Genomic DNA, 11,828 nt, shown 5'->3' with positions numbered 1-11,828 from the left:
GTGCTTTACGGCTGGAAATATTCAGTACTCGGGTGCGACACCGAATCCGTGAAGTCCGGCTCATTCGCATTCATCGGCACCTCATCCTGGCCGCCAACAATACGAACCTCGATGTTGGAATGGCCCAGCGTAATCACGTCGCCATCCGCCAGCATCCAGTTATCCACCGGCTCATCATTGACCGTCGTGCCGTTCGTGGACTGCAAATCCACCAACACCGCAACCTGGCCATCCCAGGTGATCTCAGCGTGCTGACGCGACACACCCGTATCCGGCAGACGGAAATCAGAATCATTCGAACGGCCCAAAATGTTGGACCCCTCGTGCACCAAGTACGTACGCGAAGAGCCATCCTGCAGCAGCAGGCTCACCGTGGCATTCTGCCCATTCGACTCGCCACCGTTTGCAGGATTGGCGGCATTCGGTTCGGACATTGCATCCTCCTTACTCTCCGAGCTCAAGGCACGAGCACGCTTCTTCGGCTCCGCCACAATGGCGTCGAATCCACTCACCACATCCGGCATCGTGTCGATATACGACGACACACGGAGCTGACCCGTCCTCAAACCCGACTCCTCAGCGATACGCACAACAACCGGCCCATCCAAGAACCACTGCTTATTACGCACGTACCGCATGAGCTGATCGGCAAGGTCCGCAGGAAGGTCACGATTCCTAGACAAGTTTTCCAAGTCCTTCGAAGACACACCCACTGCGTACACATTCGGAGCGACATACTCGTCCCGATCCGTGACCACCAGCGAATCCTGTGCCTCCTGCTTGACCAGCACCTCAATCTCCTCCGGCACAACCTTGCCGCCAAACAGCGCAGCCATAGAGTTATCCAAGCCACGCTGCAGAGAACTATCGAGCTTTGCCAGCTTGTCCATTACCGCCACTTCCCACGCACCTCCTTTCTTCACATGCGAATTTAAGTAACTCGGACAGTATAGGTGCCCACCCCGACACGACCTATCCGAAAACGCGGCGCGCGTGTCTAAAACCTGGTGTGGACTGGCGGTTTGTACTTTTCACGCGGGTCGTTCTATATTTATCAAGTCGCCCGCCCGGGTGGCGGAATTGGCAGACGCGCTGGCTTCAGGTGCCAGTGTTCGCAAGAACGTGGGGGTTCAAGTCCCCCCCCGGGCACAAACTAAGTCCCGACACATACTCTCCGGAGTGTGGGTCGGGGCTTTTGCTGTTTTGACCCCTGAAGGTGGTAGGAAATTTTAAGCCCCGGGCGCTTGCTTGAGCAGAGGCGACACCGGGGCGTACGAGAAAGAGATTACACTTAAAGGGCGCTACGTCCAAGCATAGGTGCTGGATTTGTGCGCACATTCATAAAAGGTCAAGGGGGTTGACACTTTGGGGTCCTTAGATGGGGTTGAAGGTCCTGCTTCCGAGTTTTTCTTCTCAAAGCTCGTCAGTGACTCGCGCTTTGCGCCGTATCTGCAGGAAGCAAACAACGATGTGCAGAAAGCCAGAGAGCTTTATCTTTGGGCTGGGGAGGTTGCCTCTGCAGGTCTGGAGTTACTTGCCCATTTTGAAGTTGGGCTGAGAAACGTCATCGATAAGGCTCTCAGGGAGCATTTCGAACACGATGCTGGCTCAGTGCCGTGGATATTCTCTCGAAATCCTTTAATTGGAGAAGGAGTCCGGGAAAGGGTTGAAGACACAAGGGAGGGATTAAGTCCCCACCACCGAGATTCGCGGGAGCAGATAACCGCGAACTTGCATTTCGGATTTTGGACTCGAATGCTCGGAAAAGGCAACGACGAGCTCTGGCGCCTCTGTTTGCAACGCGCGTTCCCTTATGCCCGAAGTCGTAGCGAAGTTGGCGCCGCAGTGGAAGGGATTAGGAACTTTCGTAATCGCGTGGCTCACCACGATTCGATTCTTGATACCGATGTCCCGTTTGAATGCGATCGAATATTTGCGGTGGCGAACTATGTTGATCCTGCGTTCGAGCATTTTCTTAAGGCAGTAGACCGCGTTGAGTCCCTGTACAACCGGCGCCCGACCGAACCAGCAGATACTTTGTTAGTTCCTGGAAAGAAGGAATGGGAGCTTTATAAAAAGACGTCTGTGTATGTCTGTAAATCAGGACGAACGTTTCGTCCTGTGCGTCATCTTGCGTTTTATGTTGACAGAAAGATTCAAACTGAGATTCCTGCGGTCAAGTATCGGCAGGACAATATCACCTGGAATTTGAACGAGGCGCGGCTCTTAAGGAAAGAGGCAAAAGACCGCAACAGGCCTGAACTGCGGAAAATCGCGCAAGCCATTGAAGAGCTATCTCAAAATGGATGGTGTGATGGCAGTGGGGTTGAAGGTCGGTATCAAGCGTTTGTGTTGACCTCAAAGGACGAAACGCAACCACTTGGAGCGCATCGGACTTTGCCAAGTGAAATTGAAAATACTGCGTCCGGTAAAGGCAGTGGTTGGGTGACTAAGCAGCGCTATTTGTACTTAGAGCGACTTATGCAGCAAGGTGCGGCCTACCTGGCGTAGATCCTGCGACAAGGTGAAAAAGAACCGCGCGGTAGTATTCCCCGCATGGAATCCACCAGCACACCCGCGCAGCGCTGGGGCTTCTTTGCTGTTGTATCACTCGGCCTGCTCATGATCGGGCTGGATAATTCAATTTTGTACACGGCGTTGCCCGCGCTTGAACGTAGTCTCGGCGCAGGTCCCAGTGAGGGCCTGTGGATCATTAACGCCTACCCGCTCGCACTTGCGGGCCTTCTGCTTGGCACAGGCACGCTGGGGGACCGGGTGGGCCACCGCAAGATGTTCCTGATCGGTCTCGGGATTTTCGGTGTGGCGTCGCTGGGTGCGGCGTTCGCGCCGGGCACGGCTGAGATGATCGCGGCGCGCGCCATGTTGGGTGTTGGTGCGGCTGTGATGATGCCGGCGACGTTGGCGTTGATCCGTCTGACGTTTTCCGACGAGCGCGAGCGCAACCTTGCCATCGGTATTTGGGGCGCGGTTGCCGTTGTTGGTGGTGCGCTGGGCCCGGTGGTTGGTGGTCTGCTTCTGGAGTTCTTCTGGGTCGGTTCGGTGTTCCTCATCAACGTGCCGATTGTGTTGCTTGCGCTCGTGCTTACGGTGTGGCTGGCGCCGCCGAATCTGCCGAATCCGAACAAGGCGTGGGACGTCATATCTTCGCTGTATTCGCTGGTTGCGCTGTCGGGCCTGACGATGGCGATCAAGCAGGCTGCGAACACCCAAAGCGTCGCGCTGCTGGTCGGCTCGATCGTGGCGTGCGTGTTGGGCTCGTGGCTGTTTGTGCGGCGTCAGGCGCGCCTCGATGACCCGCTGCTCACCTTCGACATCTTCCGGTCCCGCATGTTCACCGGCGGCGTTGTTGCCGCGGCGGGTGGCATGTTCATCATGGCGGGCGCGGAATTGATGACGACGCAGAAGCTGCAGCTTGTCGACGAATTTACGCCCCTGAAGGCCGGCACCACCGTCGTCGCCATGGCCGTGGCCGCCATTCCCGCGTCGACGCTCGGTGGTGCGTTTTTGCACAAGGTTGGCTTCATGCCGTTGATCGCTGGTGGTTTCGCGTTATCGGTGGTGGGGGCTGGTCTGCTGGTGGTGGGCGCGTCGTCGCATAGCGTGCTGTTCGAGGTTGTGTCGCTTGCGGTGTTGGGCTTTGCGGTGGGCTCGGTGATGAGTGTGTCGTCGATTGCGATCATTGGCGCGGCTCCGATGAACCGTTCCGGCATGGCGGCGGGTGTGGAGGAGGTGTCGTACGAGTTCGGCACCCTGACCACCGTCGCGCTGACCGGTTCGCTGCTCCAGCGGGGTCTGGATGGTGGCGCGACGTACACCGAGTCGTACGAGAATGTGCTGTTCGTGCTGGCCGTATCTGCGGTTGTGTTCGCGGCGGCCACGTGGTGGTGCTTCCGCGACAACCCGAAGTCGGGGTCGGTCAATGCCTGATATGAATCCGCGGGCGTGGCACCGCAAAGCCTCCAAGCCGGTGAGCATTTGGATGGGCGTGTTCATCATCGTGGGGCTTGTCCACCCGTTCATCCCTGAGGGATCGTGGCTGCTCATCCACATTTTTACGCTGGGCATTCTGACAAACTCGATCCTGTTGTGGTCGCAGACGCTCACTGAGCGCTTCCTGGGGCTTAAGCTTGACGACGCCACCCGCCCCGCCCAGCTCACCCGCACCTATCTGCTCAACGCCGGCATCGTCGCAACGCTGATTGGCCAGATGCTGCTGTGGTACTGGCTGACCTGGGTCGGCGCGCTGGTCGTCGGCATTGTGGTGGCGTGGCATGCGGTGGTGTTGGCGGGGCAGGTGAGGGCGTCGCAACGAAGCAATGCGAGTGTGTACGGCTTCGTGGCCTCGGCGTGCTGTCTGCCGGTCGGTGCGCTGTTCGGCGCGGCGCTGTCGGCCGGACTGCCTGGTCAGTGGCACGGTGCGGTGCGCCAGGCGCACATGTTCATCAACGTTGGCGGCTTCGTCGGCTTTGCAGCCATGGGCGCGCTGAGCGTGCTGTTTCCCGCGATGTGGCGCACGCGCGCCGTGGGGAGGGTCGGTGTGGCACTGGTGCTCGCTGGCGCTGGCGTCACCGTGGCGGTCGCGGGTGCGCTGCTGCGGATGTCCGTGGTTACCGGCATCGGCACCATGGTGATCGTTGCGGGCTGGGCGTGGCTCTACCAGGGCTTTGTGGTTAACGCGCTGACGGTGCTTCGCGATCCCCGAGGTCGCATCACCTACCCAGCGCTATCGGCCCTGTTCGCGGTTGCGTGGCTGATTGGCGGGCTGACCTGGTACGCAGTGCGCCTGTTCGGCGGATCTGCCGACATTCCAACGTTGCCGCTGCTGCTCGGGTTTGCAGCACAACTGCTCATCGGCGCGATGAGCTACCTCATGCCAACCATGATGGGCGGTGGGCCGGCAGCGGTGAAGGCCGGGCTCCGTGAACTCAACCGGGCTGCCTACGTGCGCGTCGGCCTGTTCAATGTGGCGCTGTTGGCATGGCTGGCGGTGAACAATTCCTACGCGCGGATTGTGCTGTCCTTCGTCGTATTTGGCGTGCTCGTGGCGTTCATTCCGCTGCTCGCACGGGCCGTGAAGGCGCAGGTGGCGTTGATTAAGGCGTCACGTCGACCCTAAAGAGCATCCCCATTGTTTTGTGCCCGGCGATGGTGCACCACCCGAGCGTGTCAACGTTGAACTCGCCGTAATAGGCGCTCGCGCTCTCACCTGGGCTGAGTCGGCCCGAGTATCCCTCGCCAACTTTCAGGTCGTGCTCTTTCTCGCCGGAGTTGGTCAGGTTGACCACGAGTTTCGTGCCGCGGGGCACCTCCACCCGGTCGGGGATGAACCGCATCCGCTCAATATCAACGTCAACGTGGACGACGTCGTCGCCAGTGGGGATCTCACCTTGCGCAGGTGCGAGCAATGTCGCTGCCGTTGCGGTACCAGCGACGAGCGCAGTCACTGCGGACCAGGCGGCGAAGTGCGTTGTGCGTGCCACGGATCGGCTCCTTTGGTGTTCGTTGATGACGTTGAGATTGTATAATCCGAGAAAAACCAAGTTGGACTACAACTCAGCAACACATATAATTTTGGCGGACTTGATACACCCCTCAGGAGAACGCGCATGGAACGTAGGTATGCTCCGCGGCCAGCTGGTGAGCTGATAACCGCCGTCCACCGCCTGAGCGCGAAACAAGTCGAGGTTTTCCAAGAGGTGCAGTCCCACGCCGAAGGCATCCAGGTTGCTGAAATTGGCGAAGCACTGGGCATGCATCCCAACACTGTGCGCGGGCACCTCGACGAGCTCATGGCCGCCGGGGTGATCAGTCGCAGGGTTGCCACTGGTTCTGGCAGGGGGCGCCCGTCGCATATTTACACCGCACGCGTTGCGCCTACGAGCCGGGCATCGGGTGCGATTGTGTCGCTCGTGGAGGTGCTGGCCAGCCAACTGTCTGCCGACGACACCGATGCCGCCAAGGCACTTGGCCGCGAGTGGGCAGACCGTGTGAACGAAGGTCGCGACAACGGCGCAGATGAGGTGGACCTGGCCACGGCTGAACGACAAATCGCGGAACTGCTGCGCGAGCTGGGCTTTGACCCGCTGCAGCGTCCAGATGCGACCACCCGGAAAGTGCGCGAACTTAGCCTCAATGCCTGCCCGTTTGTCACCGAGAGCAACAAACGTCCGGCTCCGGTAATTTGTGCGCTGCACGAGGGGTTTCTGGACGGGAGGCTTGGCGGCGTCAAGGTGCAACTGCGCCCCCACGACAGGCCGGGGGAGTGCGGTGCCCGGCTGACCAAGCGTGCTTAGGACACGAGCCAGTCATTCGGACTGAACAGCTCGTAGAAGACGTTCGCTGGCGCCTTGTCTTCCGGGAGGGCGGCAAGGTCGTCGCGTAGCGACTGCAAGAAGCCGGTCCCGCCACAGAGGTAGACGTCGGCGCCTGCGACATCGATGTTGTGGATGTCGATGCGCTCACCGCTGTCGCGGAAGAACGGGTGGATCGAGCCGTCGTTGAGCGCGGCCACCAGGTCGCGGCTTTCCTGCGCTTGCGCCCAAGTGGCTTCCGACGAGTCTGAGTGCACGTAGGTCACCCGACGCGGATCGTCGTGCTTGACCAGGTGCGTGAGGATACCAGTCAGCGGCGTCGAACCAATGCCGGAGGAGATGAGCACAATCGGGTTCTCGCCCGGGCGCAGCACGAGATCGCCCGCGGCGAGGGTGGCATCGACGGTGTCGCCGACTGCGACGCGCTCCTGCAGGTACGACGACACTTCGCCGTCTTTCTGCACCGCGATGCGGTAGTGCGATGCGTCGCCGTCGATGATGGAGTACTGACGCAGCTGGCGGGCGCCGTCGTCGAGCTTCACGCCGATCGACGTGTACTGCCCAGGCTTCGGCTCGGTGAAATCACCCTCCACAGTGAACGCAGTGACCGTTTCGCTCAGGGACTCCTTCGCGGTCACAGTGCCGCGGCGGAACACATCGCCATCCGCCACACCGTCAGAGGCGTACAGCTCCTTTTCGTGCTTGATCAGCACGTCCGCCATAAGCCAGTAGACCGCGTCCCAGGCCTCGGCCACCTCGGGTGTGACGGCCTCACCGAGCGTTTCGGCGATCGCGGCCATCAAGTTGTCGTGCACGATCTGGTACTGGTCCTCCGTGATGCCGAGGGAGACGTGCTTGTGCGCGATGCGGTCGAGCATCATCACGGGGTCGGGCTGGGAGTCGTCGACAAGATGCGCCGCGAACTTCACCACCGACGCGGCCAGCGCCTTCTGCTGTGCGTTCTGCTTCTGGTTGCCGCGGTTGAACAGGTCGGAGATGAGCTCCGGGTGCGCCGCGAACATCTTGGAGTAGAAGGTGGTCGCGATGGTCTGCATGTTGTCGGCGACCGGTGCGAGCGTGGCCTTCACAGTCTCAGCGTGCGCATCCGAGAGATACTTGCGTTTCGAGTCGGGGAACGTGTCAACGTACATCAGGGCCTCCTTGAAGTCGCGGATCGAATAAACACGATTATAGCCGTTTTAAAACAGGTCGCGTGTTGCGGAGTCGATGTCTTGGATGAGGAAACAGTTTGAATACGGCAGGTCCTCCGCCTCCCCGAACGTGTCTAAAAAGTCCACAGCGAAGTGGTTCAACAGCGGAGCCTGGTTCTGTTGTTGCCGCCCGCGTAGCACCACCCGGGCAAATCCGATGTCTTGCTCCCTAAACGACTCGAATAGCGCGTCTTTCAACGCGTCCGCCTCCGGTGTGTTGCTGGTGGGGAAACAGACACGAAAGTCACGCGGGATCCAGTGGTAGATGGCATTTGCGTACTCGAAAATCAGGTCGGGATCGGTGGTGGACGTGAGTTCGTCGTAAAGCAAACGCGCGGGTGCCGCGGAAGGGTTACGGGCCACAACGTGATGTAGCGATTCGCCGACCGCAGCAACGAGCGGGCCCGCAGCGGGGGATTCGACCAGTAGGCCCGTACACTCCTGGGCGCGGGCGCACGACAAGTAGTACTCGACCGCGCTCGTGCCGCAGCCCACCAGGCTGTCCAGGTAGTCGTCGATGCCGACGCGCACATCGCGCAGGATCTCGTGTGGCAGCTCCGTGCCGTCGTCGTCCACGTCCACCCGCAGAGATACTCTTCCGAGGGGAAATGCGCGGTCGATAAAGACCAGTGGGACGGTCTCCTCCGGGACCATGTCCAGTGAAAACACCTGGCGTCCTTCGCGGACGAATTCGTCTGCGGTGAGTGAGCCGATACGCACGCTAAACGTGTCGGGGTCGGGCAGGCGCATGATGTCGAAGTCGGCGGGGGACTGGGTGTCGTCGACAATCGCGTACTCGGTCACTCCTGGGATCGGCCGCGTCAACGGCTGAGGCATCACCGCGCGGAGCTCGTCCCAGGCGCCGTCCATCGCGTCTTCGATATCGAACTCACCCGCAAGCTGCGTTGCGTACCGGGCGAGAGAGTGGGCGTAGACAAACCGGGGTTCGACCCGTTCCAACTGCTCCATCGCCTGCCGCAGCGCGTCGAGGTAGAAAAACTGATCGGAGACGTGCATGTCGGCTGCGTCTCCCGCCAGGTCAAAGCACTGCCGCGCATACGCGAGCGTCGCGTAGTCCATGGGAGTTTTAAAACCACGGGTCGGGCGTGGTTTCCAGACCGCGAAGAAGTCGTCCATAAAAGCCTGCACGTTGTGCAGATCGCGGTCGTTCAGATCGCCCCAGATCTTCCACGTAACTTCAAGGCCGTGTGGGCGGGCGGTGCCACTGTAATCGCTCATGAGGTGAATCTAACTACCGCGCACGACACGAGGCGAACAGGTGTTCGAACATGTTCGAATGTGTCGTGCTCGGGCCTACACTTGCCACCATGCCTTCGCCAGTGACTGAATACCTGCAGGACATCGTCGAATCCGTGCGCGACCACGACTCCGGCCACCGCGCCGACTACATCGACGTGCTCAAACACGCTGACCCCGACAAGCTCGGCCTCGCACTCTGCACTGCGGACGGACAGCTCTACGCGGTCGGGACTGCGACTACAAGTTCTCCATCCAGTCCATCTCCAAACCGTTCGTCTACGCGCTGGCGCTGGACATGTACGGTCCCGATGAGGTCCACGCCCACGTCGGCGTTGAGCCCTCCGGTGAGGCATTCAACGCGCTTTCGCTTGACGACGAAGGCCGCCCCGCCAACCCACTTATCAACGCCGGCGCCATCACCGTCAACCAACTTATCGGCGGCCCCGACATCCCCGTGGAGCAGCGCAGCGAGAAACTCCGCGCCTACTTCTCCCGCCTTGCCGGCCGCGAACTGAGCATTGATCAGCGGGTATTCGAATCCGAGAAGGCAACCGCCGACCGCAACAAGGCGTTCGCCCACATGCTGCGCGAAGCGGGCACGATTAGCGACGATGCCCACGAGGCCGTCGCCTCTTATATCGCCCAATGCGCCATTCTGGCCACCGTGAAAGACCTCGCCGTCATGGCTGCCACCCTTGCCAACGCTGGCATCCAGCCGGTCACCGGTGAGCGCATCGTCTCGGCGGAAGCAGCTCGCCTCGCCCAGGCAGTCATGGTCTCCGCAGGCATGTACGACGCCTCCGGGCGCTGGATGGTCAACGTCGGCATCCCTGCGAAGTCAGGCGTGGCCGGCGGTTTGATCGGGACGTTGCCAGGCCAGTTAGGTATTGCGTCGCTAAGCCCGCGCCTGGATAAACAGGGCAACTCCGTGCGCGGCGTGAAAATCTTCCGAGAACTGTCCAGCTCCATGGGGCTGAACCTGCTGTCGTCGAACTTCTACTTCGCGCCGGGCATCCGTCGCATTGAACGCCGCGACGACGCCGAAATCGTCGAACTGCAAGGCATGATCACGTTCACCTCCGCCGAAAGGATCCTGCGTGGTCTTTCCGAGCGCCGTCTGACCAGCACAAACCTCATCCTTGACGTCTCCGGCGTGACCGCGTTTAACAAGGCTGGCCGCGACCTGATCAAAGACGGTCTGATGCAGTACCGGGACGAGGGCTACAACATCTCCATCTACGACCCGGACCACACGCTGTCGGACTACGAGTTCGCCGACGGCACCACCGCCCAAGCCATCCGCGACTTCACCGCCTCCTTCTCCGTCCCGGCCACCCGCGAAGAGGTCTACGAGGCGATCACCAAACCCAAACCTGGTGGGACGAACGCGTCGAAGGCGACGCCGCCGAACAAGGCTCCGAGTTCCACTACTCTGACGACGACCGCTACGTTGGCTTCTCCGTCAAGGAAGCCGACGACGGCAAGCGCATCGTCTGGGATGTCGAACCCACCGACAACCCCAAAGAGGACCACGAGTGGGACGACACCTCCCTCATCTTTGACATCGAAGAGGACGAATCCGGCAAAACCAAGGTCAACTTCACCCACCGCGGCATGCGCCCCCACGACAGCGGCTACGAAGAAATTGCCAAGGAGTGGCGCGAGCGCATCGCCAAGGGTCTGCAGCCGCTCATTCGGCGCAGGGAGGAAAATTCGACCGATTCATGACGGAAAAAACGACCGATTCACGACGGAAAATTGGTATGGTTCGTGTCTATGGGATACCTGCAACGGGCCGTAGACACCCAACTTGACCAGCTCCTTCCGTATGCGTCTGCTATTGCGGTTGAGGGGCCGAAAGGTGTCGGCAAAACCGAAACTGCGCGCCGGCGAGCGTCGACGGTGCTCAAGCTCGACACGGATGAGGGTGCCGGAGTTCTCGCCTCGGATCCGGCGTTCACCGCAAGCCCTGATGGCACGATCTTGATCGATGAATGGCAGCGCCACCCCGAGTCCTGGGATTACGTCAGGCGGGCGGTGGATAATGGTGCTCCCGCCGGGCGTTTTCTCCTGACCGGCTCAGCCACTCCCGTAGCCGGGACTGATACTCACAGCGGAGCAGGGCGCATCTTGTCAATGCGAATGAGACCGTTGGCGTTGTTTGAACGGCGTGGCTGGGAGTCGTCGATAAGCATGCGCGAACTTTTTCAAGGTGACGCAACCATCGCAGGCGAGACCGACAAAACCCTGAAAGACTACATTGACGCGATAGCGTCCGGCGGCTTCCCGGGCTTCTATGAAGCGCCACCGGTACTCCGCAACCAGCAGCTGGACTCCTATCTCACCCGTGTGGTGGATCGCGACCTCCCTGAGCAGGGCTACACCGCGCGCAACCCAACAGCGTTGATGAACTGGCTAGCGGCGTACGCAGCAGCCAGCTCCACGACGACGAGCTACCAGGAGATTCTCGACGCAGCCACGCCCGGACAAACCAACAAACCCGCTAAATCCACGACGATGGTGTACAGAGAAAAACTCGCCGAGTTGTGGATGCTGGACCCCGTGCCAGCTTGGGATATGCGACGCTCCCCGTTCGCTGGCCTCGCGAAAGCACCGAAACACCAGCTTGCGGACCCAGCGTTTGTCCTGCGTCTGCTGGAGATTCCAGCTGCGAAACTCACGGGGCGGTTTAACTATCTGCTCGGACCACTGTTCGAGTCGCTCGCCACCCTCACCGTGCGGGTAGCGGCGCAAGCATCCTTCGGTACCGTCGGCCACTTCCGCACGGTCAAAGGGGATCGAGAGGTCGACCTCATTGCGCAGGACCAAGACGGTGCGATCGTGGCATTGGAGGTCAAACTGGCCGCCAACGTGGGTGACGACGACGTCAAGCACCTGCTTTGGTTGCGCGAGAAACTCCCGGACGATGTTGTGGACGCGGTGATCCTCACCACCGGCACCCGCGCCTACCGCCGACCCGACGGAATCGCGGTCGTACCGCTGGCGCTGCTTGGTGCGTAGGCTC

The 11,828-nt window shown here is 60.6% G+C and carries 9 protein-coding genes, 1 tRNA gene and 2 pseudogenes; 8 read left to right on the top strand and 4 right to left on the bottom strand.

Translation table 11 applies throughout. The features are described from left to right. Positions 1 to 5: 5 nt before the first annotated feature. Entirely contained in the window at positions 6 to 899 is an 894-nt protein-coding gene (locus tag HMPREF2656_RS03440) for a DUF3662 and FHA domain-containing protein (protein WP_070421957.1), read from the bottom strand. 166 nt (positions 900 to 1,065) lie between these two features. Here HMPREF2656_RS03440 and HMPREF2656_RS03435 point away from each other — a divergent pair. The 4 genes from HMPREF2656_RS03435 to HMPREF2656_RS03420 all read left to right on the top strand — a co-directional run bounded on the left by HMPREF2656_RS03435 (position 1,066) and on the right by HMPREF2656_RS03420 (position 5,137). Further along, positions 1,066 to 1,149, top strand: a tRNA-Leu gene (locus HMPREF2656_RS03435). A 216-nt stretch (positions 1,150 to 1,365) separates the two neighbouring features. Beyond that, positions 1,366 to 2,511, top strand: coding sequence for a hypothetical protein (locus HMPREF2656_RS03430; protein WP_083319421.1), 1,146 nt, complete (start codon positions 1,366 to 1,368; stop codon positions 2,509 to 2,511). Positions 2,512 to 2,556: 45 nt separating this feature from the next. Continuing rightward, the gene (locus HMPREF2656_RS03425; RefSeq protein WP_070421960.1) at positions 2,557 to 3,948 is read left to right on the top strand and encodes an MFS transporter; all 1,392 of its coding nucleotides are present in this window, start codon (positions 2,557 to 2,559) and stop codon (positions 3,946 to 3,948) included. Continuing rightward, positions 3,941 to 5,137: a hypothetical protein gene (locus tag HMPREF2656_RS03420; protein ID WP_070815856.1), complete on the top strand. Its 1,197-nt coding sequence runs from the start codon at positions 3,941 to 3,943 to the stop codon at positions 5,135 to 5,137. Before HMPREF2656_RS03425 ends, HMPREF2656_RS03420 begins: the two co-directional genes overlap by 8 nt. Here the strand turns inward: HMPREF2656_RS03420 and HMPREF2656_RS03415 are convergent. Further along, entirely contained in the window at positions 5,115 to 5,501 is a 387-nt protein-coding gene (locus HMPREF2656_RS03415) for a cupredoxin domain-containing protein (RefSeq protein ID WP_070815855.1), read from the bottom strand. The genes HMPREF2656_RS03420 and HMPREF2656_RS03415 overlap by 23 nt on opposite strands. A gap of 126 nt (positions 5,502 to 5,627) precedes the next feature. Here HMPREF2656_RS03415 and HMPREF2656_RS03410 point away from each other — a divergent pair, with 126 nt between their 5' ends. After that, on the top strand, positions 5,628 to 6,314 hold the full coding sequence (locus HMPREF2656_RS03410) for a helix-turn-helix transcriptional regulator (RefSeq protein ID WP_070421963.1): 687 nt from the start codon (positions 5,628 to 5,630) through the stop codon (positions 6,312 to 6,314). On the opposite strand, the gene HMPREF2656_RS03405 is transcribed toward HMPREF2656_RS03410, so the two are convergent. Together HMPREF2656_RS03405 and HMPREF2656_RS03400 are read right to left on the bottom strand one after the other, a co-directional pair. Continuing rightward, positions 6,311 to 7,483 carry a globin domain-containing protein gene (locus HMPREF2656_RS03405; RefSeq protein WP_070815854.1) on the bottom strand — a complete coding sequence of 391 codons (1,173 nt, stop codon included), beginning with the start codon at positions 7,481 to 7,483 and terminating at the stop codon, positions 6,311 to 6,313. The two genes, HMPREF2656_RS03410 and HMPREF2656_RS03405, sit on opposite strands and share 4 nt — an antisense overlap. Before the next feature lie 48 nt (positions 7,484 to 7,531). Further along, a complete protein-coding gene (locus HMPREF2656_RS03400) occupies positions 7,532 to 8,782 on the bottom strand; it encodes a hypothetical protein (protein WP_070421965.1) in 1,251 nt (416 codons plus the stop codon). Positions 8,783 to 8,832: 50 nt separating this feature from the next. Between HMPREF2656_RS03400 and HMPREF2656_RS03395 the strand changes: the two are divergent. From HMPREF2656_RS03395 to HMPREF2656_RS03390, 3 genes and pseudogenes are all read left to right on the top strand, one after another. Beyond that, positions 8,833 to 10,109, top strand: a pseudogene (locus HMPREF2656_RS03395) (glutaminase); the annotation flags it as partial. Between the two features lie 119 nt (positions 10,110 to 10,228). After that, a pseudogene (locus HMPREF2656_RS13415) lies at positions 10,229 to 10,531 on the top strand (glutaminase); the annotation flags it as partial. Between the two features lie 48 nt (positions 10,532 to 10,579). Beyond that, positions 10,580 to 11,824 (top strand): ATP-binding protein, encoded by a 1,245-nt coding sequence (locus tag HMPREF2656_RS03390; protein WP_070421966.1) that lies wholly within the window; start codon positions 10,580 to 10,582, stop codon positions 11,822 to 11,824. Positions 11,825 to 11,828: the final 4 nt, after the last annotated feature.

It is taken from the genome of Corynebacterium sp. HMSC034B08 (assembly GCF_001835805.1).
Taxonomy (GTDB): domain Bacteria; phylum Actinomycetota; class Actinomycetes; order Mycobacteriales; family Mycobacteriaceae; genus Corynebacterium; species Corynebacterium coyleae.
This window is presented reverse-complemented; position numbering and strand designations above follow the sequence as displayed.

Coding starts and splice junctions, on each gene's coding strand:
- HMPREF2656_RS03425 (WP_070421960.1), top strand. CDS start 2,557: ATGGAATCCACCAGCACACCCGCGCAGCGCTGGGGCTTCTTTGCTGTT.
- HMPREF2656_RS03420 (WP_070815856.1), top strand. CDS start 3,941: ATGCCTGATATGAATCCGCGGGCGTGGCACCGCAAAGCCTCCAAGCCG.
- HMPREF2656_RS03410 (WP_070421963.1), top strand. CDS start 5,628: ATGGAACGTAGGTATGCTCCGCGGCCAGCTGGTGAGCTGATAACCGCC.
- HMPREF2656_RS03405 (WP_070815854.1), bottom strand. CDS start 7,483: ATGTACGTTGACACGTTCCCCGACTCGAAACGCAAGTATCTCTCGGAT.
- HMPREF2656_RS03400 (WP_070421965.1), bottom strand. CDS start 8,782: ATGAGCGATTACAGTGGCACCGCCCGCCCACACGGCCTTGAAGTTACG.
- HMPREF2656_RS03390 (WP_070421966.1), top strand. CDS start 10,580: ATGGGATACCTGCAACGGGCCGTAGACACCCAACTTGACCAGCTCCTT.